This is a genomic window from Phytoamicus setariae (assembly GCF_016722925.1).
GTDB classification, from domain to species: Bacteria; Pseudomonadota; Alphaproteobacteria; order Rhizobiales; family Rhizobiaceae; genus Rhizobium_E; species Rhizobium_E setariae.
Genome location: NZ_JAEQNC010000016.1, coordinates 10,783 through 33,271 on the forward strand (window position 1 = coordinate 10,783; position 22,489 = coordinate 33,271).

Annotated in this window: 19 protein-coding genes and 1 tRNA gene; 7 read left to right on the forward strand and 13 right to left on the reverse strand. The window is 58.4% G+C overall.

Annotated features, from left to right (window positions below):
- Window positions 1–12: 12 nt before the first annotated feature.
- From rpoB to JJB09_RS22585, 11 genes are all read right to left on the reverse strand, one after another.
- Window positions 13–4,149, reverse strand: coding sequence for a DNA-directed RNA polymerase subunit beta (gene rpoB, locus JJB09_RS22535; RefSeq protein ID WP_201663346.1), 4,137 nt, complete (start codon window positions 4,147–4,149; stop codon window positions 13–15).
- A 193-nt stretch (window positions 4,150–4,342) separates the two neighbouring features.
- Entirely contained in the window at window positions 4,343–4,714 is a 372-nt protein-coding gene (gene rplL, locus JJB09_RS22540) for a 50S ribosomal protein L7/L12 (protein WP_201663347.1), read from the reverse strand.
- Window positions 4,715–4,774: 60 nt separating this feature from the next.
- On the reverse strand, window positions 4,775–5,293 hold the full coding sequence (gene rplJ / locus JJB09_RS22545; RefSeq protein WP_201663348.1) for a 50S ribosomal protein L10: 519 nt from the start codon (window positions 5,291–5,293) through the stop codon (window positions 4,775–4,777).
- Window positions 5,294–5,625: 332 nt separating this feature from the next.
- Window positions 5,626–6,324 (reverse strand): 50S ribosomal protein L1, encoded by a 699-nt coding sequence (gene rplA, locus JJB09_RS22550; RefSeq protein WP_201663349.1) that lies wholly within the window; start codon window positions 6,322–6,324, stop codon window positions 5,626–5,628.
- 2 nt (window positions 6,325–6,326) lie between these two features.
- Entirely contained in the window at window positions 6,327–6,755 is a 429-nt protein-coding gene (rplK, locus tag JJB09_RS22555) for a 50S ribosomal protein L11 (protein ID WP_201663350.1), read from the reverse strand.
- Between the two features lie 192 nt (window positions 6,756–6,947).
- Window positions 6,948–7,478: a transcription termination/antitermination protein NusG gene (nusG, locus tag JJB09_RS22560; protein WP_201663351.1), complete on the reverse strand. Its 531-nt coding sequence runs from the start codon at window positions 7,476–7,478 to the stop codon at window positions 6,948–6,950.
- A gap of 18 nt (window positions 7,479–7,496) precedes the next feature.
- Window positions 7,497–7,697, reverse strand: coding sequence for a preprotein translocase subunit SecE (secE, locus tag JJB09_RS22565; RefSeq protein ID WP_201663352.1), 201 nt, complete (start codon window positions 7,695–7,697; stop codon window positions 7,497–7,499).
- Window positions 7,698–7,871: 174 nt separating this feature from the next.
- Window positions 7,872–7,947 (reverse strand) — tRNA-Trp (locus JJB09_RS22570).
- A 289-nt stretch (window positions 7,948–8,236) separates the two neighbouring features.
- A protein-coding gene (gene prfB, locus JJB09_RS22575; RefSeq protein ID WP_201663353.1) for a peptide chain release factor 2 occupies window positions 8,237–9,368 on the reverse strand; the annotation gives its coding sequence in 2 pieces (ribosomal slippage) (window positions 8,237–9,298 and window positions 9,300–9,368; 1,131 coding nt in all).
- A 92-nt stretch (window positions 9,369–9,460) separates the two neighbouring features.
- Window positions 9,461–11,911, reverse strand: coding sequence for a penicillin-binding protein 1A (locus JJB09_RS22580; protein ID WP_201663354.1), 2,451 nt, complete (start codon window positions 11,909–11,911; stop codon window positions 9,461–9,463).
- A gap of 190 nt (window positions 11,912–12,101) precedes the next feature.
- A complete protein-coding gene (locus JJB09_RS22585) occupies window positions 12,102–13,337 on the reverse strand; it encodes an N-acetylmuramoyl-L-alanine amidase (RefSeq protein ID WP_201663355.1) in 1,236 nt (411 codons plus the stop codon).
- Between the two features lie 669 nt (window positions 13,338–14,006).
- On the opposite strand from JJB09_RS22585, the gene JJB09_RS22590 reads away from it, so the two are divergent.
- From JJB09_RS22590 to aat, 6 genes are all read left to right on the forward strand, one after another.
- Entirely contained in the window at window positions 14,007–16,874 is a 2,868-nt protein-coding gene (locus JJB09_RS22590; RefSeq protein WP_201663356.1) for an Rne/Rng family ribonuclease, read from the forward strand.
- 237 nt (window positions 16,875–17,111) lie between these two features.
- The gene (locus JJB09_RS22595) at window positions 17,112–17,873 is read left to right on the forward strand and encodes a DsbA family protein (protein ID WP_201663357.1); all 762 of its coding nucleotides are present in this window, start codon (window positions 17,112–17,114) and stop codon (window positions 17,871–17,873) included.
- A gap of 146 nt (window positions 17,874–18,019) precedes the next feature.
- Window positions 18,020–18,457 (forward strand): type II 3-dehydroquinate dehydratase, encoded by a 438-nt coding sequence (gene aroQ / locus JJB09_RS22600; protein ID WP_201663358.1) that lies wholly within the window; start codon window positions 18,020–18,022, stop codon window positions 18,455–18,457.
- Between the two features lie 21 nt (window positions 18,458–18,478).
- Window positions 18,479–18,961 carry an acetyl-CoA carboxylase biotin carboxyl carrier protein gene (gene accB, locus JJB09_RS22605; RefSeq protein WP_201663359.1) on the forward strand — a complete coding sequence of 161 codons (483 nt, stop codon included), beginning with the start codon at window positions 18,479–18,481 and terminating at the stop codon, window positions 18,959–18,961.
- 12 nt (window positions 18,962–18,973) lie between these two features.
- The gene (accC, locus tag JJB09_RS22610) at window positions 18,974–20,320 is read left to right on the forward strand and encodes an acetyl-CoA carboxylase biotin carboxylase subunit (RefSeq protein WP_201663360.1); all 1,347 of its coding nucleotides are present in this window, start codon (window positions 18,974–18,976) and stop codon (window positions 20,318–20,320) included.
- 11 nt (window positions 20,321–20,331) lie between these two features.
- Window positions 20,332–20,943, forward strand: a complete 612-nt coding sequence (aat, locus tag JJB09_RS22615; RefSeq protein WP_201663361.1) for a leucyl/phenylalanyl-tRNA--protein transferase — start codon at window positions 20,332–20,334, stop codon at window positions 20,941–20,943.
- A 4-nt stretch (window positions 20,944–20,947) separates the two neighbouring features.
- Here aat and JJB09_RS22620 read toward each other — a convergent pair whose 3' ends face one another.
- Window positions 20,948–21,397 carry a DUF2155 domain-containing protein gene (locus JJB09_RS22620; protein ID WP_201663362.1) on the reverse strand — a complete coding sequence of 150 codons (450 nt, stop codon included), beginning with the start codon at window positions 21,395–21,397 and terminating at the stop codon, window positions 20,948–20,950.
- 74 nt (window positions 21,398–21,471) lie between these two features.
- On the reverse strand, window positions 21,472–21,867 hold the full coding sequence (locus tag JJB09_RS22625) for an NADH:ubiquinone oxidoreductase subunit NDUFA12 (protein ID WP_201663363.1): 396 nt from the start codon (window positions 21,865–21,867) through the stop codon (window positions 21,472–21,474).
- 195 nt (window positions 21,868–22,062) lie between these two features.
- On the opposite strand from JJB09_RS22625, the gene JJB09_RS22630 reads away from it, so the two are divergent.
- Window positions 22,063–22,476 (forward strand): hypothetical protein, encoded by a 414-nt coding sequence (locus JJB09_RS22630; protein ID WP_201663364.1) that lies wholly within the window; start codon window positions 22,063–22,065, stop codon window positions 22,474–22,476.
- The last annotated feature ends 13 nt before the right edge of the window (window positions 22,477–22,489 follow it).

A 22,489-nucleotide genomic window follows, 5' to 3' on the forward strand; every position in this document is an offset into this window, starting at 1 on the left:
AGTGACAGAACCTTACTCGGCCGCGTCAGGCAATTCAGCCTGCGCTTCGTCGACGATCGTGTTCTCGAGTTCGACCGACAGACCGAGTGAGCGCATTTCCTTGACGAGAACGTTGAAGCTTTCCGGGATACCGGCTTCGAACGTATCGTCTCCGCGAACGATGGCTTCGTAGACTTTGGTACGGCCGGCGACGTCGTCCGACTTCACCGTCAGCATTTCCTGCAGGGTGTAGGCGGCGCCGTAGGCTTCCAGAGCCCAGACTTCCATTTCCCCGAAGCGCTGACCACCGAACTGGGCCTTACCACCAAGCGGCTGCTGGGTGACGAGCGAGTACGGACCGATCGAACGGGCGTGGATCTTGTCATCGACTAGGTGGTTGAGCTTGAGCATGTAGATATAGCCCACAGTCACCTGTCTGTCGAATTCCTCGCCTGTGCGGCCGTCATACAGAGTCGACTGTCCGGTATTGGACAGGCCGGCCTGCTCGAGCAGCACGTTGATGTCGGCTTCATGCGCACCGTCGAAGACCGGAGTCGCGATCGACACACCCTTCCTGGACTGTTCAGCGAGGCGCACGAGCGACTCGTCGTCGAAATCCTTGACCGGTTCGGCCTTCGGACCGGAGCCCATAAGCTCGGTCATGGTTACCTTCAGCGGTTCGATATTGCCCGAGGCCTTGTAGGCTTCGATCATATCGCCGATCTGGCGGCCCATGCCGGCGCAGGCCCAACCCAGATGGGTTTCGAGGATCTGACCGACATTCATGCGCGACGGAACGCCGAGCGGGTTGAGCACGACGTCAACCGACGTACCATCCGCGAGGAACGGCATGTCTTCGACCGGAACGATGCGAGACACGACACCCTTGTTGCCGTGACGGCCGGCCATCTTGTCGCCTGGCTGGATCTTGCGCTTCACAGCGACGAAAACCTTGACCATCTTCATGACGCCCGGCGGCATTTCATCACCGCGCTGGACCTTCTCGACCTTGTCCATGAAACGCTGTTCGAGCAGCGACTTGGACTCGTCGTACTGGCCGCGGAGCGATTCAAGCTCGCCCTGAGCCTTCTCGTCCTCGACAGCGAACATCCACCATTGCGAGCGGGGATATTCGGTGATGATCGGACGAGCCAGTTCGGTGCCCTTCTTGAAGCCCTTCGGACCAGCAATCGCCACATGACCCTGCAGCATCTCGACTAGGCGGCCGTAGACGTTACGGTCGAGGATTGCCTGTTCGTCGTCACGGTCCTTGGCGAGACGCTCGATTTCCTCGCGTTCGATGGCCATGGCGCGTTCGTCCTTTTCAACGCCGTGGCGATTGAAAACGCGAACTTCGACGACTGTGCCGTAGGTGCCCGGGGGCATGCGCATGGACGTGTCGCGAACGTCGGAAGCCTTTTCACCGAAGATGGCGCGCAGAAGCTTTTCTTCCGGCGTCATCGGGCTTTCACCCTTCGGCGTGATCTTGCCGACGAGGATATCGCCTGGCGTCACTTCCGCACCGATGTAAACGATACCGGCTTCGTCGAGGTTCTTCAGCGCTTCTTCCGAAACGTTCGGAATGTCGCGGGTGATTTCTTCCGGACCAAGCTTGGTGTCGCGGGCCATCACTTCGAATTCTTCGATGTGAATGGAGGTGAACACGTCGTCCGACACAATCCGTTCGGAAAGCAGGATCGAGTCTTCGTAGTTGTAACCGTTCCAAGGCATGAACGCGACGAGCGCGTTGCGGCCGAGCGCCAGATCGCCGAGATCGGTCGAGGGACCGTCAGCGATGATGTCGCCCTTGTTCAGGATGTCACCAACAGTGACCAGCGGACGCTGGTTGATGCAGGTGTTCTGGTTCGAGCGCTGGTACTTCTGCAGCCGGTAGATATCGACGCCGGACTTGCCCGGATCGAGGTCTTCGGTTGCACGAATAACGATACGCGTCGCGTCCACCTGGTCGACCACGCCGCCGCGACGAGCGCCGATAGCAGCGCCGGAGTCACGAGCAACGACCGGCTCCATGCCGGTACCCACAAACGGGGCTTCGGCGCGGAGCAGCGGAACGGCCTGACGCTGCATGTTCGAGCCCATGAGCGCGCGGTTGGCGTCGTCGTTCTCGAGGAACGGGATGAGCGCCGCAGCGACCGAAACAACCTGCTTCGGCGAAACGTCCATGAGATTGATCGTGTCGCGCGGTGCGAGCATGACGTCGCCGGCATGACGGCAGACGACGAACTCTTCCGCAAACGTGGCGTCGTCATTCATCACGGAATTGGCCTGTGCGATGTAGTACTTCGCTTCTTCCATTGCCGAGAGATAGATGACTTCGCTGGTCAGCTTGCCATCGACGATCTTGCGGTACGGGCTCTCGATGAAGCCGTACTTGTTGACGCGTGCGAAGGTAGCGAGCGAATTGATCAGACCGATATTCGGGCCTTCCGGCGTTTCGATCGGGCAGATACGGCCATAGTGGGTCGGATGCACGTCGCGGACTTCGAAGCCTGCGCGTTCGCGGGTCAGACCACCGGGTCCAAGAGCCGAAAGACGACGCTTGTGGGTGATTTCCGACAGCGGATTGACCTGGTCCATGAACTGCGACAGCTGCGAGGAGCCGAAGAATTCGCGAACGGCGGCAGCCGCCGGCTTCGCGTTGATCAGGTCCTGCGGCATCACGGTGTCGATTTCGATCGAGGACATACGTTCCTTGATCGCGCGCTCCATGCGAAGCAGACCGAGACGGTACTGATTTTCCATCAGCTCGCCGACCGAACGGACACGGCGGTTGCCGAGGTTGTCGATGTCGTCGATTTCGCCCTTGCCGTCGCGCAGGTCGACCAGCATCTTGACCACTGCCAGGATGTCGTCCTTGCGCAGAACGCGAACCGTATCGGCGACGTCGAGGTCGAGACGCATGTTCATCTTGACGCGACCGACGGCCGAAAGGTCGTAACGCTCGGCGTCGAAGAACAGCGACTGGAACATCGCTTCAGCCGATTCCATTGTCGGCGGTTCACCCGGACGCATGACGCGGTAGATGTCGAACAGAGCATCCTGACGGTTCTCGTTCTTGTCCACGTTGATCGTGTTGCGGATGTAGGCGCCGACATTGATATGGTCGATGTCGAGAACCGGGATTTCTTCGAAACCGGAATCGAGGATCAGCGGAAGCGTCTTTTCGTCGATCTCGTCACCAGCTTCGAGGTAGATCTCACCGGTGGCCGGGTTGACCATGTCCTCGGCAAGGTAGTTGCCGTAGAGCTCTTCGTCGGTTGCGCGCAGCGCCTTCAGACCCTTCTCCGTAAGCTGACGAATCAGGCGCGGAGTGAGCTTCTTGCCGGCCTCGACCACCACTTCGCCGCTATCGGCATCGATGAGATCGGTAATGACCTTTGTGCCCTTGAGCGTTTCGGCATTGAACGGCACACGCCATCCCTTGCCGTCGCGTTCGTAAAGGGATTTGGTGTAGAAGGTCGACAGGATGTCTTCGCTATCCATGCCAAGCGCCATAAGCAGCGACGACACCGGAATCTTTCGGCGGCGGTCGATACGCGCATAGACGATGTCCTTGGCATCGAATTCGATGTCCAACCAGGAACCGCGATACGGAATCACGCGGGCAGCAAACAGCAGCTTGCCCGACGAGTGGCTTTTGCCCTTGTCGTGGTCGAAGAACACGCCCGGAGAACGATGCATCTGCGAAACGATGACGCGCTCGGTGCCGTTGACAATGAAGGTACCATTGTTGGTCATGAGCGGCATGTCGCCCATGTAAACGCTCTGTTCCTTGATGTCCTTGATGGACTTGGAACCGGTGTCTTCATCGATATCGAACACGATAAGACGCAGCGTCACCTTGAGTGGAGCTGCGTAGGTCAGGTCGCGCTGGCGGCATTCATCAACGTCGAATTTCGGCGGCTCGAATTCGTAGGACACGAATTCCAGCATTGCCGCGCCCGAGAAATCGGTAATCGGGAACACGGACTTAAAAACAGCGTTCAAGCCTTCATCGGGGCGACCGCCAACTGGCTCGTCCACCATCAGGAATTGGTCGTAGGATGCCTTCTGAACCTCGATGAGGTTCGGCATTTCTGCGACTTCCGGGATTTTTCCAAAAAACTTGCGTACGCGCCTACGACCATTGAATGAAAGGGTCTGAGCCATCGTCGCTCCTATCGGTTTTAGCATTCGGGCCTGCAACAGACGGTTACCGCTGGCCAAACGGCTCCGTCATCAACTCGGGTACTCTTATCTTTAGAACCCAATACCCAAAAGCCTGTTTCAGGCTTTTGGGTAACCGGTTCGGCAGAACGGACAGTGGGAGATGGTGAAACACCATCCCCCGCCGTTATGTGTGTTACTTAAGTTCGATCTTGGCGCCAGCGGCTTCAAGCTTCTTCTTAAGGTCTTCGGCTTCTGCCTTGGAGACAGCTTCCTTGACAGTCTTCGGAGCGCCGTCGACGAGGTCCTTGGCTTCCTTGAGGCCGAGGCCGGTGATGGCGCGGACTTCCTTGATCACGTTGATCTTGTTGGCGCCGGCATCGGCGAGAACAACGTCAAATTCAGTCTTTTCTTCAACGGCAGCAGCCGGAGCAGCAGCAGCGGCAGCAGCAGCAACCGGAGCAGCAGCGGAAACGCCCCACTTTTCTTCAAGCATCTTGGAGAGTTCTGCAGCTTCCAGCACGGTCAGGCTGGAGAGGTCTTCAACGATCTTTGCGAGATCAGCCATTTTACTATTCCTTATTTTCAGTTCGAACTTGGTTGGTATTGTTGACAGCGAAGTACCGCCTTATGCGGCTTCGCTCTTCTCGGCATATGCTGCGAACACGCGGGCGAGCTGGCCTGCCGGTGCGTTGACAACCTGCGCGATGCGCGAAGCAGGGGTCTGAATCATACCCACCAGCTTTGCACGCAGTTCATCAAGCGACGGAAGGGTCGCAAGCGCTTTGACGCCATCAGCATCAAGACTTGTTGCGCCCATGGAACCGCCAATAATGACAAGCTTGTCATTGGTCTTGGCGAATTCAGACGCAATCTTGGGAGCCGTGATCGGGTCTTCGCTGAAACAAATCAGCGTCTGTCCCTTGAAAAGATCAGCGATCTTTTCCGACTCCGTGCCCTGAAGAGCGATCTTGGCCAGGCGGTTCTTCGCGACTTTGACGGTGCCGCCGGATGCGCGCATTCTTGAACGAAGATCGTTCATCTGCGCGACCGTGACGCCAGCATAGCTCGCCACGACGACTGAGCCCGAAGCCTTGAAGACCTCGTTCAGTTCGGAGACGAATTCGCGTTTTTCCGCTCTATCCACTGTCTCACTCCAGTTAAGCAGGACCACATTGAAGCCGTGGACCCTGCCGGGTTGCCTTTTGCCGCATGGGAATGATCCCAAGCGGCGCTCGAGGATCCTGTCCCCTCGCGTCTCATTTCTCGCGAAATGCAACACAAGGCATCCAAGGTTCGAACCGTTCTTTGCGACTTGCGTCGCGGAAACCGGATCTCAACCGTCTCATGCAGGCCAAGTGATTAAGGTTGACCACCTGCAATCTCGGACAGGAAATTCGATGGGTTGCCCCATCATTCCCCGGCCCGAAGGCCGGGAAATTCTTGAGAGAGCCCGATGGAAGGCTCCCATGAAACCAATCAAGCGGCCGAGATGGTGGCCGGATCGACCTTCACGCCAGGACCCTGGGTCGAGGAGATCGCGATCTTCTTGAGATAGTTGCCCTTGGCGCCAGCCGGCTTCGCCTTGACGACGGCGTCAGCGAAAGCGCGGATGTTTTCTTCAAGAGCCTTGGCTGCGAACGAAGCCTTGCCGATACCGGCATGGACGATACCAGCCTTTTCGACGCGGAACTCGACAGCGCCGCCCTTGGACGCCTTGACGGCGCCAGCGACGTCGACGGTCACGGTGCCGACCTTCGGGTTCGGCATCATGCCGCGCGGGCCGAGTACCTTACCGAGGCGACCGACCAGCGGCATCATGTCCGGGGTAGCAATGCAACGATCGAAATCGATCTTGCCGCCGAGGACGATGTCGAGCAGGTCTTCTGCACCAACGATGTCTGCACCAGCAGCCTTGGCTTCGTCAGCCTTGGCGCCACGGGCAAATACAGCAACGCGAACGTCGCGGCCAGTGCCGTTCGGCAGGTTCACAACGCCACGAACCATCTGGTCGGCATGACGCGGGTCAACACCGAGGTTCATCGCAATTTCAATGGTTTCGTCGAACTTGGCGACGGCGCGAGCCTTCACCATGGAGATCGCCTCATCAAGACCGTAGGACTTGTTGGGGTCGACGCCTTCGCGGATCTTCTGAATACGCTTTGCAATCTTCGGCATGATCAACCCTCAACCGTCAGGCCCATGGAGCGGGCGGAACCTTCGACCATGGCCATAGCGCCTTCGACGTCGGCAGCGTTCAGGTCCTTCATCTTGGCTTCAGCAATCTTGCGGACCTGATCACGGGTGATCGAGCCGGCCTTTGCCTTGCCAGGAGTCTTGGAACCAGCAGTAATCTTGGCTTCCTTCTTGAGGAAATAGGATACCGGCGGCTGCTTCATCGCGTAGGTGAAGGACTTGTCCTGGTAGTAGGTGATGACGACCGGGATCGGCATACCCTTTTCCATTTCCTGGGTCGCTGCGTTGAACGACTTGCAGAATTCCATAATGTTGATGCCGCGCTGACCAAGTGCAGGGCCGATCGGCGGGGACGGGTTTGCCGATCCTGCCTTTACCTGCAGCTTGAGCTGGCCTGCTACTTTTTTAGCCATTTCTCTGCCTCTTCTTCAGGTTCCGTTCGCAACATGCGATCCGGAACCGGTTAGAGCCGGTTTCCCGGCCCGAATGCCAACCCGAAGGCTGACGGCTGCGGTTGCGTGGTCCGACATTTATCGGGACCGGCTAAAGCCCCACGTCTCCCACGCGCAAAAGGGCGACGGGCAAGCCCGCCACCCAGTTTTTCATCAGACCTTTTCGACCTGACCGTATTCAAGCTCGACCGGCGTAGCGCGGCCGAAAATCGAGACTTCCACCTTGAGGCGGGAGCGTTCCTCGTCGACATCCTGCACGATGCCGTTGAACGAAGCGAACGGCCCATCGGCCACACGCACTTGTTCACCAACTTCGAAGGATACGGACGGCTTCGGATGCTCGACGCCATCCTGAACCTGGTTCAGAATGCGCTCAGCTTCGGAGTCCGGAATCGGCACCGGCCGGGAATCGGAACCCAGAAAGCCGGTGACCTTCGGCGTATTCTTGATCAGATGATAAGCCTCATCCGTCAACGTTGCGCGAACCATCACGTAGCCCGGGAAGAACTTGCGCTCGCTGTCGACCTTGCGACCACGGCGAATCTCAACAACCTTCTCGGTCGGCACGACGATGCGCTCGAAGAGATGGCTCAAGCCCTTCTGGCGAGCCTTATCTTCGATGGATTCAGCGACTTTCTTCTCGAAATTCGAATATGCGTGAACAATGTACCAGCGTGCCGCCATCTTCATCTCCGTCCGAAATTAGAAGCCGACATTCAGGATAAGGCCAATGACCCAACCCATCAGCCAATCGGCGAGAAAGAAAAAGATCGCCGCCAAGCCAGCCATGATGAATACCATCATCGTGGAGATCATGGTTTCGCGCCGGGTCGGCCAAGTCACTTTTGCCGTCTCAGAGCGGACCTGCTGCAGAAACGAAAACGGGTTGGTTTTGGATGCCATTGACTGCTCACGCCATTTCGGCGCGTAAAGCTGACTATGCCAGCCCCACGCACCGCGTGTCTGATTTAAACCTTACATAAACTCCGATTCCCTTTTTAACAAGGGGCAATCGAAGCTTTTTCCAGCGATGGTAACATTGCGCCATGCGCGCGTCGCCGCAACGCTGCTGTTGAATGGCAGGGGCAGCCGGGCTTGAACCGACGACCTGCGGTTTTGGAGACCGCCGCTCTACCAACTGAGCTATACCCCTACGCCCCTGTCCAGACTTCGCGAAACGCGCCGCTCTGAATGGGATGGCCGCGTGATATTCAATTTGATCTGAAAAGACAAGCGGTTTTGCGAAGAAAGTTTGGGATTGCCCACAATCGCCTTCCCCGATGCAACGGCGCGATCGCGTTTGAAATGAAAGAACCCGGACGAGCAGCCATTCGCCGTCCGGGTTCACTCACTATTCTAGTACTGAAGACCGGGTGCAAACCTAGCTTCATGCCGTCGGGCCCGCCGAACCTTTAATCCTTGCCGGTTCGGCGCACTTAGCCTTACGCCAGATCGTCCACAACGGCATCAGCCTTGCCCGAGATTCGGTGGGCAAGCGCGGCTTCCATGAACGGGTTCAGATCCCCGTCCAGCACGTCGGAAGGCGCCGAACTTTCCACGCCGGTCCGCATGTCCTTGACCATCTGGTAGGGCTGCAGAACGTAGGAACGAATCTGGTGTCCCCAGCCGATATCGGTCTTGGATGCGGCTTCGGCATTGGCCGCAGCCTCGCGCTTTTCGAGCTCGACCTCGTAGAGGCGCGAGCGCAGCATGTCCCAGGCCTTGGCCTTGTTCTTGTGCTGTGAGCGCTCCTGCTGGCAGGCCACCGCGATTCCCGTGGGAATATGTGTGATGCGCACCGCCGAGTCGGTCGTATTGATGTGCTGACCACCCGAACCGGAGGCGCGGTAGGTATCGATTCGGCAATCGCTTTCGTTGATCTCGATGTTGATCGAGTCGTCGACGACCGGATACACCCAGATTGACGAGAACGAGGTATGGCGCCGCGCATTGCTGTCATAGGGCGAGATCCGCACCAGACGATGAACGCCAGATTCGGTCTTCAGCCAGCCATAGGCGTTGTGGCCCTTGACCATGATGGTCGCTGATTTGATGCCGGCTTCTTCGCCATCGTGCATTTCGAGCACTTCGACCTTGAAACCCTGGCGCTCCGCCCAGCGTGTATACATGCGCAGCAGTATGTTCGCCCAGTCCTGGCTTTCAGTGCCGCCCGCACCCGAATGAACTTCGAGATAGGTGTCGTTGGAATCGGCCTCGCCGGAAAGCATCGCCTCGACCTGCCGGCGATTGGCCTCGACCAGCATTGCCTTGAGCGAGTTTTCCGCGTCGCGGATGACCTCCTGGTCACCTTCCATTTCACCGAGCTCGATAAGGTCGATGTTTTCCTGCAGATCCGCTTCGAACTTGCGGACGCTGGAAATTCCATCATCGAGCTGCTGGCGTTCGCGCATCAATTTCTGCGCTTCCTGCGGGTCGTTCCAGAGGTTGGGATCTTCGGCCTTGTTGTTCAGCCAATCCAGTCGTCTTACCGCCTGGTCCCAGTCAAAGATGCCTCCTCAGCAAGCTTACGGCCTGCTTGATTTCATCGACTACATTCACGATTTCATTGCGCATTCAGTTTTCCACCGTTTGGAATTCATCATTCGGCCCGTCACATAGTGACTGGCGCTTTCAAAGTAAAGCCGCAGAAAAGGTCAAAAGGCCGGTCAGAAGAGACCGCCCTGCCCCTTCTGGACGGCATCCTTCGCCTGCTGGGAGGAGTTCAGGATTTCTTCCGGAGAGGCATAGCCCTCGGCACCGATGACCGAGAATACATCGGCCGGTCCGGTCCCGGGCTTAAAGGCTTCCATGATCGTCTCAGGTTCGCCTTCCATGGCCTGCATGCCGGTCTTGCGATTGACCGCGATCAACTTCATGCCTTCAGGCACGATGAACTTTTCAGGCTTCTCGCCCTTGAGCGCTGGCTGCATGAAATTATTGAACAGCGGAGCTGCAAGCGAACCGCCCGTTGCACCGCGACCGAGCGGCTTGGGGTCATCGAAGCCCATATAGACGCCGGCAACGAGATTTGGCGTATAGCCAACGAACCATGCGTCCTTCTCATCGTTGGTGGTGCCGCTCTTGCCTGCGACCTCGCTGTCGAGCTTGACCTTGCCGGCGGCTGTGCCGCGCAGGATGACACCCTGCATCATCGAGGTAATCTGGTAGGCAGTCATCGGATCGAGAACCTGCTCGCGATTATCGATCACCTCCGGTTCGCCTTGTCCGGCCCATTCGTCAGCATTGCAGGTCTGGCAGATGCGCTCTTCGTGCTTGAAGATCGTCTTGCCGTAGCGATCCTGGATACGGTCGATCACTGTCGGCTTTATCTGCTTGCCACCATTGGCCAACACCGAATAGGCAGCCACCATGCGCATGACTGTCGTTTCGCCGGAACCCAGCGACATCGACAGCACCGGCTGCATCTTGTCATAGATGCCGAAACGCTCGGCATATTCGGCAACGAGGTTCATGCCCATGTCATTGGCCAGTCGCACCGTCATCAGGTTTCTCGACTTTTCAATGCCCAGGCGAAGCGTCGAGGGGCCGGCCGAGCCGCCGCCGTAGTTCTGCGGCCGCCATACCTGACCGCCGGACACTATTTCGATCGGTGCATCGAGAACAACCGAGGCTGGCGTGTAACCATTGTCGAGCGCGGCTGCATAGACGAACGGCTTGAACGAAGATCCAGGCTGGCGCATTGCCTGCGTCGCGCGGTTGAACTCCGATTGGCCGTAGGAAAAACCACCAACCATGGCAAGCACGCGCCCCGTATGCGGGTCCATGGCGATGAAACCACCCTGCACCTTCGGGGGCTGGCGAAGCCTGTAGCTGCCCGTATCGGCCAGCCGCTCCACGTAGACAACATCGCCAGGCGTCAGGACACCTGTGGGATTCTTTGCCGTCTTCCGCTCGCCGGTGGGCGATCTATAGGCCCATTTCATTGCTTTGGCGTCGATACGACCGGTAGCGCGGGCTTCATCGATCTTGCCTGCGGCGTCGACCTCGGGGCGAATACCGATATCGACACCCCCCTCATCCGTCGCAAGCACAATTGCGAGCTTCCACTCCGGCACGTCGCGGAACGGCACGACCTTCGAGAGCGGTATTCCCCAATCGGCGCCCGCATCGATTTGCTTGATCACGCCGTGGAAACCACGCATTTCGTCATAGTTGATCAAGCCGTCTTGCAATGCTTTGCGGGCAAACAGCTGCAGCTTGGGATCGAGCGACGTGCGCACCGAAAGGCCGCCTTCGTAAAGGGCATCCTCGCCGTACTTGTCCATCAGCTGACGACGGACCTCACTGGCAAAATAGTCCGACGCGAACAGGTACGGCGTGGTGCGCTTGGTGCTTACGCCGAGATCGGATTCCTTGGCCTGCTCTCCGTCCTCTTTGGTGACGTAGCCGTTCTCGACCATCCGATCGATCACCCAGTTGCGACGCTCGAGCGCCGCTTCCCGATGGCGGAAGGGATGATAGTTGGATGGTCCCTTCGGCAAGGATGCGAGATAGGCAGCCTCAGCGATTGAAAGCTCGGTGACGGGCTTGTCAAAATAGGTGAGCGCGGCGCTCGCAAGACCATAGGAATTCAGGCCGAAGAAAATCTCGTTGAGATAAAGCTCGAGAATGCGGTCCTTCGAATAGGCCTGCTCGATGCGGAAGGCCAGGATCGCTTCCTTGACCTTGCGGTCGATCGTCTGGTCTGCACTCAGAAGAAAGTTCTTGGCGACCTGCTGGGTAATCGTGGACGCCCCGACGGGCCGGCGACCGGACCCCATGTTCTGGACGTTTACGGCGACGGCGCGGACAAGGCCCTGAAAATCGACGCCGGCGTGCTGGTAGAAATTCTTGTCTTCTGCCGACAGGAACGCAGCCTTGACGCGGTCGGGGATCGCCTGGATCGGCAGGAACAGACGCCGCTCGCGGGCAAACTCGGCGATCAGTCGGCCGTCGTCCGCATGCACCCGGGTGGTCACGGGCGGAGAGTAGCTCGCCAGCACCTCATAATCCGGAAGATCCTTCGTGACTTCCCCGAGATAGGCAGTGAGCACCATCGCCGCTCCCAAAAACAGCACAGTGCCCAAACCGAAGAAGTAGCCGATCAGTCTTATCATTAAACTCTTTCCACGGATTGCACCGGCACGCCAGATTCGCCGGTTTTACCCCATCCGCCATGCCGTTTCCAGCATGGGGGCGACCTTTGCCTTCATGGTCCATACAGCGCGGAATGTGAGGAAAATAGGGCCAGAGGCGTTTTTCCACGCCCACCTGCACCGTCCGGGCCATTTTTGCGTGGAGTGGTTCTCATCCGCCACGCGCCACACCGGCTGTATCGAGATACCTGTCCACCGCCTGAGCGATGAGGTCGGCTATCTTCTTCTGCCAGTCCGGATCAGTCAGGAGTTTCTCATCCTTTGGGTTGGAAAGGAACCCCAATTCGAGCAGAATGGAGGGTACGTCAGGTGCTTGCAGCACCCGGAATCCGGCGTGACGAAGCGGATTGTTGATGAGCTCTATCTGGCCTTCGAACGATTTCACCAGCTTTTCGGCAAGCTGGATCGAAAACGCCTGGGTCTCGCGGCGCGTCAGATCGATGAGGATGTCGGTGATTTCCTCGGGCTCATCCTTGATTTCGAGCCCGGCGATGCGATCGGAAAGGTTTTCGCGTTCAGCAAGGCTTTCGGCCAGCTTGTCGGATGCCTTGTCCGAAATGGTGTAGACGGTCGCGCCGCGAATGTCTTTCTGGCGCAACGTATCGGCATGCAGGGAAATCAACAGGCGCGCCTGGTGCTGGCGGGCAATGACGACGCGTTCCGATAGGGAAACGAAGGTGTCGTCTTCCCGCGTCAGGAAGGCGCGCACTCCCTTTTCCTTGTTCAATCGCTCGACGAGCGCCTGTGCGAAGGAAAGCGTCACCGTTTTTTCTTCCACCTTGGTGGTCGTTCCGCGCGCGCCGGCGTCAATGCCGCCATGCCCGGCATCGACCGCGATGATGAACTCATCCGGTTTGACGGGGCCGATCTGCACGCCGACCCGATCGTTCTTGCCAGGGGCGACTTGTTCGGCGCCTTTCCATTGCTGGTTCTGGACGAGATCGGCAAATTGCTTTTCGGGGACCACTTCGGATTCAATTACCAGGCGAAACCCCTTGTCGGTTTCGTTGGGCCTGACCTCAGCCACGACAGCCTTGATTGGCCGATGTGCAGTCAAGACGATGCGGGACACGCCCTCACCCATCGTTCCGTATCTAATGTCGGAGTATAGTCCGATAGCCGCAAGATTCTGTTCGCCGAAGCCGAAGACCGTCTCGTCCAGATCGACAATGAGACGATTTGGACGCGCCGTATAGTGCAGCCGGAACGTCGGCTTGCGATCGAAATCAATGACGATGCGGGTCCGCGCGTCGTCACCAGCGATACGCGCCTCGTATGCGATCAACGGTTTTTGTTCCGGAAGCTCAGATTCCACAGCGGCCGCACTGAGTGCCGGCAACAGGATGGCAGCAATCGACAGGGCAATGGTCGCAACGGATTTCAACATGATTTAACCGAAAATTCCAACTCGAGCGCGGACCGTCAGCCTTGTAAGCTCAATCGACTCGTCACTCATCCTTGCCCGATTCGCGGGCGGCCGTATCCGCCTAGATGCAAAGACCGGCGTGAAGCTTGTCAAACCCCGTCAAGACAAATCACGGATTTCCCCGGAGGCGAGACATCCAATTGAGCAATATTGTGACGGTTTTGCGTCACCACTTGATATTCCATGCGATAAACCATAGAAGAAGGTAGGGTGAAAGGCGAAGACGGGATTCATTCGCTAGCGAGGCTGCCAGCCTATTGGCGCCATGGAAGCGATAATATCTGCCGCCGAAACGTGCTCACCCCAGGCTCAATCCGTTCGTGCGGGACCGTCCCGCATGTTGTTATGGCAGTTCGCTGCAGCACGCCCGTGCTTCGGGCAAATTCATCGGACCGCAAGGTCTTGGACATTGGCATTCTCGCTTGGTATTTCGACGTTGATGCAAGGGAAGTTGTTCTTAGCGGCTCATTTGGCAAGACCGGTTCAACCGGCTTCCAGCCGCCCCTTGGCACAGGCGCCTGTCGATACCGGGAGAGGCAGAAAATCCGGCACCAGTCGCTTGAACCGCTTACCGGACCCTAAGGGTCACCGGCGGTCTCCAGGCAGCTATTGCCGAGGAGTTGTACTTACATGGCAGACAAGATGCTTATTGACGCGTCTCACGCTGAGGAGACGCGGGTCGTTGTTGTTCGCGGCAACCGCATAGAAGAATTCGATTTCGAATCGGAGCACAAAAAACAGATCCGCGGAAACATCTACCTTGCGAAGGTCACACGCGTAGAACCATCGCTTCAGGCCGCATTCGTGGACTACGGCGGCAACCGCCATGGCTTTTTGGCATTTGCCGAAATTCACCCCGACTATTATCAGATCCCGCTTGCCGATCGCCAGGCGCTTCTGCGCGCCGAGGCTGAAGAGCACAAGCGCGACGACGACTTCGAGCCCGTAAGTGCCGGAGCCGACACCCCGGCTGAAGCATGGCCGGTATCGCCTGACCTTTCGGCAGATGACACGCCGCAGCCGGATATTGCTGCTTGGCAGGGCGAGCCGAAGGCGGCACCCGTTGCATCGGTGGAAACCGAGGTTGTTGTTGAAACCGCAGAAGTAATCGAAGCTGTTGAGGCTGCGGAACCTGAGCCAGCAGCCAAGCCAAAGCGCGTGCGCAAGCCTCGTGCGAAGAAGGCCAAGCCAACCGACGAAGCGGAAGCCGCGGAAGCTACTGCTGCGGACAGCGACGATAGCTCGACCCCGCCGGCAATGGCGATGGCCGCCGACATCGATTCGGTTTCCGAGGATGTGCCGCGCCGCTCGAACGATGATGACGACGACGACGATCATGACGAAGAAAAGGAAGTCATCGAGTCGGTCGGCGCCGAAGACGCCATGGAAGAGGTTCCGGACCGCATCGTCCGCAAGCCCCGCAAGCAGTACCGTATCCAGGAAGTGATCAAGCGTCGGCAGATCCTGCTCGTTCAGGTCGCCAAGGAAGAACGCGGCAACAAGGGCGCCGCGCTGACGACTTACCTGTCGCTGGCCGGCCGTTACTCGGTTCTGATGCCGAACACGGCGCGCGGCGGCGGCATTTCCCGCAAGATCACCAGCCCGCAGGACCGTAAGCGCCTGAAGGAGATCGCCCGCGATCTCGAGGTGCCGAACGGCATGGGCGTCATCCTGCGCACCGCAGGCGCCAACCGCACCAAGCCGGAAGTCAAACGCGACTTCGAGTACCTGATGCGCCTCTGGGAAAACGTCCGCACCAAGACGCTGTCCTCGACCGCTCCTTGCCTCGTTTATGAAGAAGGCAGCCTGATCAAGCGCTCGATCCGCGACCTTTACAGCAAGGATATCAACGAAGTCATCGTTGCCGGCGAGGAAGGCTATCGCGAAGCCAAGGACTTCATGAAGATGCTGATGCCGAGCCACGCCAAGGTGGTTCAGCCGTATCGTGATCTTCACCCGATCTTCTCGCGCGCCGGCATCGAAGCACAGCTCGACCGGATGCTGCAGCCGCAGGTGACACTGAAGTCCGGCGGTTACATCATCATCAACCAGACGGAAGCCTTGGTTGCGATAGACGTCAACTCGGGCCGTTCGACACGTGAGCATTCTATCGAAGACACCGCTCTCCAAACCAATCTCGAAGCTGCCGAAGAAGTTGCTCGCCAGTTGCGCCTGCGCGACCTGGCCGGCCTCGTGGTCATCGACTTCATCGACATGGAGGAGAAGCGCAACAACCGTCATGTCGAAAAACGCCTGAAGGACTGCCTGAAAAACGACCGGGCACGCATCCAGGTCGGACGCATTTCGCATTTCGGCCTGCTTGAAATGTCGCGCCAGCGCATCCGCGCATCGGTGCTCGAAAGCACCATGCAGGTCTGCTCGCATTGCGGCGGCACCGGGCATATCCGTTCGCAGTCGTCCGTCGCACTGCATGTGCTGCGCGGCATCGAAGAGTTTCTGCTCAAGAGCACGACACACGACATCATCGTGCATACGACGCCCGACACAGCCCTTTACCTGCTGAACCACAAGCGCGGCACGATCGTCGACTACGAGAACCGTTTCGGTGTCTCCATCCTGATCGACGCCGTTGGCGTAGCCGGCGGCCAGCATTTTGCCATCGAGCGTGGCGAAGCCGTTGAAAATCCGGTGAAGATCGAGCAGCTCATCCACTTCCCCGTCGAGGAGGAAGAGGACGATGACATCCCCGTCTTCGAGGACGAGGAAGAAGAAAAGGAAGAAAAGCCCGCAGCCGTCGAACCGGCTCGCAACGACGACCAGAGCGGCAAGAAGAAGAAGCGCAGGCGCAGGCGTCGCGGCGGAAATCGCAACGGTGCCGAAGGGGCAAATGCGCAGTCCGATTTCGTCTCCGACTCGTCGGAAGATTCCGATGATGGTGATGACAGCGACGACAAGGGCGACGCAGAAACCGAAGAAGCTGCAGCCGTTTCCGATGTTGACGCCGAAGCTGCCGAAAGCGATGCGCGCAAGCGCCGTCGCCGTGGCAAGCGGGGCGGACGTCGCGGTCGTGAAGGCGGCGAGACCGAACAGTCGGCTGACTCCGATGCAGATGCCGAAACCGTGGTATCCGAAGAGCCGGCAACCGATGAAGCTCCTGCTGTCGAAGCCGTGGCAGAAGCCGTAACCGAAAAGCCGAAGCGTCCGCGCCGCACGAAAGCCGCCAAGGCGGCTGCCGAGGCAACCGAACCAGCTACGAAGGTTGTTAAAGCGGCCCCTGCAGCGCCCGTTGCCGAAGCAGTGGAGGAAGCGCCCGCTACGGTTGACGAGGCCGTCGCAGACGCAGCTCCGGCAGAGCCGGCTGCCGAGGCTTCAGAGGAAGAGTCTGAAGCGTCAAAGAGCAAGGCACGCGCCAATCGTGGCGAGGCAGCGATCGCTGCCTCCAAGCCAGCGGTCGTATCCTCGAGCTCGACCGAACCGACTGAAGAAGCAGCCAAGCCCAAAAAGGGCGGCTGGTGGCAAAAAAGGGGGTTTCTTTGATCTAGTTCAAAAACTGATCAAAGGTTCCTAAACTACAAAAGCCCGCTTCTTGCGGGCTTTTTCATGCCATAAAGGTCACCGAATATACGCCGCGCTTCGACGACTTGTCGGACGATCACATTCCTGCGAGGCGGCTAGAGCCAGGTGCCTTTTCTATTCCCCGCGGGACAAACTGCCTCTATAGGTTAGCCCAGCAAATTCATCGCATTGCCCGCGTTGACGACAAGGATCGACTTTATGAAATTCAGGACTCTGCTTACCGCGACGGCGCTTTCCGCCTCCATTTTCGCCGCAGCGGCCACCAGTGCCAACGCCTTCGATGACACCGAGAAGAAGGAAATCGGCGAAATCGTCCGCGAGTACCTGCTGCAAAATCCGGAAATCATGATCGAGATTCAGCAGACCCTGCAGCAGAAGCAGGAAACCGAGCGGCTGGCCCAGGCCAAATCGGCCGTGAAGGACAATTACGACGCGATCTTCAACGCGCCGTACGATCTCTCCATTGGCAACCCGAAGGGCAAGGTCACCATTGTCGAGTTCTTCGACTACAATTGCGGGTACTGCAAGCGCGCCCTCTCGGATATGAACGCGGTCATCAAGAGCAATCCGGACGTACGGTTCGTTTTGAAGGAATTCCCGATTCTCGGCCCCGATTCGCTTGCCGCCCATAAGGTATCGGCGGCGTTTCGCCTGATCGCGCCGGAAAAGTACGGCGAGTTTCATCATGAACTGTTGGGCAACAAGGCGCATGCAGACGAAGCGCGTGCACTGGCGGTGGCTGAATCGCTTGGTGTGAGCGAAAAAGCCATCCGCGAAAAGATGACGTCTTCGCCGAGCGACGAAAGCGTGCAGGATGCCTACAAGCTGGCCACCAAGCTGGGCATCTCCGGCACCCCCTCCTACATCATCGGCGACGAGGCCGTCTTCGGCGCTGTGGGCGCCGATGAACTCAACGAAAAGATCGCCAATATCGGCCAGTGCGGCAAGGCCAGCTGCTGATTTCGCCGCCTTCCGGTGGCTTTAGTCAACAATTCGACACATTTGGGGGCTTGCAGCTTGTGGACAAGCTGCAAGCTGCCTGTTGCCTCTTTTCCTGTAACGCTCCGGGGTTTATAGGGGATCATGCGTAAAACCGGAAAGAATTGATGGCACACACTGTATTTGTCTTGAATGGCCCCAATCTCAACATGTTGGGAAAGCGGGAACCGGGAATTTACGGTGGGCAAACTCTCGAGGCGATCGCCGACGATTGCAGGAAATTGGGGGCTGAGCTTGGCCTTGAAGTCGACTTCCGTCAAACCAACCATGAAGGCGTTCTCATCGACTGGATTCACGAGGCCAACGACAAGGCGGCTGCGGTCCTCATCAATCCCGGCGCATACGGACACACGTCTATTGCATTGCATGACGCCTTGCGCGCAATCTCGGTGCCATCCATCGAACTGCACCTTTCCAACATTCATGCGCGCGAAGAGTTCCGTCACAAGACGTGGACTGCCCCCGCCGTCAAGGGTGTGATTTGCGGCTTCGGAGCCGACTCCTATCTTTTGGCGCTCCGCGCCGCCACGACACTCATCAAGTAACAAGAATCGGGACATTGAAAAATGGCTGACAAAAAAACGGGCATCGATCAGGAATTGATCCGCGATCTCGCCAACATCCTCAAAGATACGGATCTGACCGAAATTGAAGTAGAACAGGACGACCTGCGCATTCGCGTGTCTCGCAACAGCCAGTCGAACCAGCCTGTCTACGCCCCCTACCCGGCATATGCGCCGCAGCCGATGGCCCAGCCGCTCGCGGCAGCGGCTTCGCCTGTTGTTGCTGCCCAGGCAGAACCGGCAGTCGTCAACGGTTTCACGCTGACCTCGCCGATGGTAGGCACGGCCTATCATAGCCCGGCGCCCGGTAGCCCGGCATTCATCGAAGTCGGCTCGATAGTCAAGGAAGGCCAGACCGTTCTCATCATCGAAGCGATGAAGACGATGAACCAGATCCCCGCGCCGCGGTCCGGCAAGATCGCCGCCATCCTTGTGAGCGATGCCGCACCGGTCGAATTCGGCGAGCCCCTCCTGATCATCGAATAAGGCGGTATCGGCATGATTTCCAAGATCCTGATCGCCAATCGTGGTGAAATCGCCCTTCGGGTGCTGCGCGCCTGCAAAGAGCTCGGCATAGCAACCGTTGCTGTGCATTCGACCGCCGATTCGGACGCAATGCATGTTCGACTCGCCGACGAAAGCGTCTGCATCGGGCCTCCCCCCTCGCGCGACAGCTATCTGAACATTCATCAGATCGTTGCCGCCTGCGAAATCACAGGAGCGGATGCCGTTCACCCAGGCTACGGGTTCCTTTCGGAAAACGCCAAGTTTGCTGACATACTCGATGCGCACGGCATCACCTTCATCGGGCCGACCGCCGATCATATCCGGATCATGGGCGACAAGATCACCGCCAAGCAGACGGCCATGGACCTCGGCATCCCCGTCGTTCCGGGCTCTGCTGGTGAGGTGTTGAACGACGCAGACGCGCTGAAGACCGCCCGCGAAATCGGTTATCCCGTCCTGATCAAGGCCACCGCCGGCGGCGGCGGACGCGGGATGAAAGTGGCCAAGACCGAAGCCGACCTTCTCGAAGCTTTCAATACCGCACGTTCGGAAGCCGCCAACGCATTCGGTAACGATTCCGTCTACATGGAAAAGTATCTCGGCAAGCCCCGCCACATCGAGATCCAGGTATTTGGCGACGGTGCCGGCAATGCCATCCATCTCGGCGAGCGCGACTGCTCGCTGCAGCGGCGCCACCAGAAGATCTGGGAGGAAGCAAACTCCCCGGCCCTCAACGTCGAACAGCGCATGAAGATCGGCCAGATCTGCGCCGACGCGATGAAGAAGCTGAAGTACCGCGGCGCTGGCACGGTCGAATTCCTCTACGAAAATGGCGAATTCTATTTCATCGAGATGAACACCCGTCTTCAGGTGGAGCATCCGATCACCGAGGCGATCACCGGCATCGACCTGGTGCACGAACAGATCCGTGTTGCTTCCGGCGGCGGCCTCAGCGTGACGCAGGAGGAAATCGAATTCTCCGGCCACGCCATCGAATGCCGCATCAATGCCGAGGATGCACGCACGTTCGTGCCCTCTCCCGGCACGATCACCCACTTCCATGCTCCGGGCGGCCTGGGCGTACGCGTTGATTCCGGTGCCTATCAGGGCTACCGAATCCCGCCTTACTACGACAGCCTGATCGGCAAGCTGATTGTGCATGGACGCACACGCGTGGAATGCATGATGCGCCTGCGCCGTGTTCTCGATGAGTTCGTTATCGACGGGATCAAGACCACGCTTCCGCTCTTCCAGGATCTGGTGACCAACCCAGATATTGCCAATGGGGACTACGACATCCATTGGCTCGAAGACTACCTGGCGAAAACGTCTGTTTGACGGAAATCGTGATGGCGCGGCCTTTCAATCCCCTCGCCCTCACGCCCGAAATCCTTCTGCGCGCCTATTCCGCCGGACTTTTCCCCATGGCGGAATCGGCTGACGATCCGGATATCTATTGGGTGCAGCCGGAATTGCGCGGCGTTATTCCGCTCGACGCTTTCCACGTCTCCCACAGCCTGCAGAAGTCGATCAGGAAGCGGATATTCGATATCCGCTTCGACACTGCTTTTGATTCTGTCATGGAACACTGTGCCGAAGCCACCTCGGATCGGCCAAGCACCTGGATCAATCCACTCATCCTGACGCTTTACAAGGAACTTCACCGGATGGGTTATGCCCACTCGGTCGAGGCTTGGGAAGGTGATACGCTGGTCGGTGGTCTTTACGGCGTTACGCTCGGTTCGGCCTTCTTTGGCGAGAGCATGTTCTCGCGGCGGACGGACGCGTCGAAGATCTGCCTCGTCCATCTCGTCGAGCGCCTTCAGCAACAAGGCTTCGCCCTACTCGACACGCAGTTCACAACCGAACACCTCAAGACGTTCGGGGCGATCGACGTGCCACGAAAGGCCTATGAAAAGCTGCTCGAGAAGGCGATGCGCTCAGAGGATCTGGCGTTCTGAACGCCTACTGACCGTTGACTTTGGTCTCTTCCGGAGCAGGAACATCCGAGGATTGCTTGCAATCTGTCAACCACACATCGTAGATCGGGTGATCCACGGCGTTGAGGCCGGGAGATGCGGCAAACATCCAGCCGGTGAAGATCCGGCGTATTTTCCGGTCAAGCGTAATCTCGTCGACTTCGATAAAGCCGGAAATCTTCTGTGGCTCGGATTCGTCACGGCTGTAGCAGACTTTCGGCGTTACCTGCAGCGCACCAAACTGTACGGTCTCGTCGATATAGACGTCGAAAGACGTGGTCCGGCCGGTGATCTTGTCGAGACCCGAAAAGACGGCAACCGGGTTCTTGATCTTTTCGGCAAATGCAGGGGCCGGCGCAAGCGCCGTCATGAGGGCGAGAGCGGCAAATGCCATGCTTCCCGCCGTCCTGCTGCCGATCGCCATTGCTCGTGTCATGTATGCCTTCCGCTGCCGCTACGATTTGATCCGTGGGCCCAGCGTTAAAGATCAAATATGGCCGGAAAAAGAGATCAGCCGCGCGGCGTCCAGGCGTCGTAGTCGCCAGTCACGCGGGGACGTTCGCCACCGGCTGCGAGCGAACCCTTGGGGCGGTAGGCATTGGCCGTACCCGTCGCATTGGCACGGTGCGGTTTCTGCCATTCGCGTGGCTTATAGTCTTCGCGGCTCGGCGGGGTATTGGTACGGTGATGCATCCAGCCGTGCCAGCCGGGCGGAATGGCGCTTGCCTCGGCATAGCCGTTGTAAACCACCCAGCGGCGCTGCAGCCCGTAGGACGAAAGCGGACCTTCGTAGTAGACATTGCCGAATTCATCCGAACCCACCCGCTTGCCGTGGCGCCAGGTGAAGAAACGCGTTCCGATGGTCTGATGATTCCACCAGGTGAAAATCTGCAACAGCAACTTCATATCGTAGTATCCTGAACGATGCGGGCCACGCGCAGCAGGCATGGTCAATCACATCAGCTTATGCCGCCTGCCGCCGGAATTGTCCAGAGCGTTTCGCCCTTGCAGCACGCTTTCGCGCTTGCAATCCACCCCTTGCGCAGCCATCCTCGCCCCTGCTTAACAGCCGTTTGGCACCTGCATTAGGGGGAGACTGACATGACCCGCATTGGCCGCCTGGTCATTGCCATCCTGCTTGTGATTCTCATGCTGCCGAGCGCCCGCGCCGAAGGCATCGCCATCGTCCAGGCGCCGGAACAATCATTCGGCATTTGCAAGGGCCCGACGGCAAAAGAGGCCTTCGCCTGCGCCAGGAAGCAGTGCGTCAAGGGCGGGGCTGCACCGGACGACTGCCTGGAAATGGCTTACTGTGCCTATGGCTGGACGGTCGATGTGTTCATGCAGAGCAAGGAAGGCAATCACTGGCACGAATATCACTGCGGCTGGAAAACACACAAGGAAGCCGAAGCAGCCGGAAAGCTCGCCTGCAACAAGCAACGCATGCTCGAGTTGATGGAATGTAGCGTCGTGCAAATTTACGACCCAACCGCCAAACCGCAGATCAAAGACTGAATGGAAATGACAG

What these genes read in the sequence shown, in the direction of transcription:
- rpoB (WP_201663346.1), bottom strand. Translation starts at nt 4,149, where the DNA reads ATGGCTCAGACCCTTTCATTCAATGGTCGTAGGCGCGTACGCAAGTTT.
- rplL (WP_201663347.1), bottom strand. Translation starts at nt 4,714, where the DNA reads ATGGCTGATCTCGCAAAGATCGTTGAAGACCTCTCCAGCCTGACCGTG.
- rplA (WP_201663349.1), bottom strand. Translation starts at nt 6,324, where the DNA reads ATGCCGAAGATTGCAAAGCGTATTCAGAAGATCCGCGAAGGCGTCGAC.
- rplK (WP_201663350.1), bottom strand. Translation starts at nt 6,755, where the DNA reads ATGGCTAAAAAAGTAGCAGGCCAGCTCAAGCTGCAGGTAAAGGCAGGA.
- nusG (WP_201663351.1), bottom strand. Translation starts at nt 7,478, where the DNA reads ATGGCGGCACGCTGGTACATTGTTCACGCATATTCGAATTTCGAGAAG.
- secE (WP_201663352.1), bottom strand. Translation starts at nt 7,697, where the DNA reads ATGGCATCCAAAACCAACCCGTTTTCGTTTCTGCAGCAGGTCCGCTCT.
- JJB09_RS22580 (WP_201663354.1), bottom strand. Translation starts at nt 11,911, where the DNA reads ATGATAAGACTGATCGGCTACTTCTTCGGTTTGGGCACTGTGCTGTTT.
- JJB09_RS22585 (WP_201663355.1), bottom strand. Translation starts at nt 13,337, where the DNA reads ATGTTGAAATCCGTTGCGACCATTGCCCTGTCGATTGCTGCCATCCTG.
- JJB09_RS22590 (WP_201663356.1), top strand. Translation starts at nt 14,007, where the DNA reads ATGGCAGACAAGATGCTTATTGACGCGTCTCACGCTGAGGAGACGCGG.
- JJB09_RS22595 (WP_201663357.1), top strand. Translation starts at nt 17,112, where the DNA reads ATGAAATTCAGGACTCTGCTTACCGCGACGGCGCTTTCCGCCTCCATT.
- aroQ (WP_201663358.1), top strand. Translation starts at nt 18,020, where the DNA reads ATGGCACACACTGTATTTGTCTTGAATGGCCCCAATCTCAACATGTTG.
- accB (WP_201663359.1), top strand. Translation starts at nt 18,479, where the DNA reads ATGGCTGACAAAAAAACGGGCATCGATCAGGAATTGATCCGCGATCTC.
- accC (WP_201663360.1), top strand. Translation starts at nt 18,974, where the DNA reads ATGATTTCCAAGATCCTGATCGCCAATCGTGGTGAAATCGCCCTTCGG.
- aat (WP_201663361.1), top strand. Translation starts at nt 20,332, where the DNA reads ATGGCGCGGCCTTTCAATCCCCTCGCCCTCACGCCCGAAATCCTTCTG.
- JJB09_RS22620 (WP_201663362.1), bottom strand. Translation starts at nt 21,397, where the DNA reads ATGACACGAGCAATGGCGATCGGCAGCAGGACGGCGGGAAGCATGGCA.
- JJB09_RS22625 (WP_201663363.1), bottom strand. Translation starts at nt 21,867, where the DNA reads ATGAAGTTGCTGTTGCAGATTTTCACCTGGTGGAATCATCAGACCATC.
- JJB09_RS22630 (WP_201663364.1), top strand. Translation starts at nt 22,063, where the DNA reads ATGACCCGCATTGGCCGCCTGGTCATTGCCATCCTGCTTGTGATTCTC.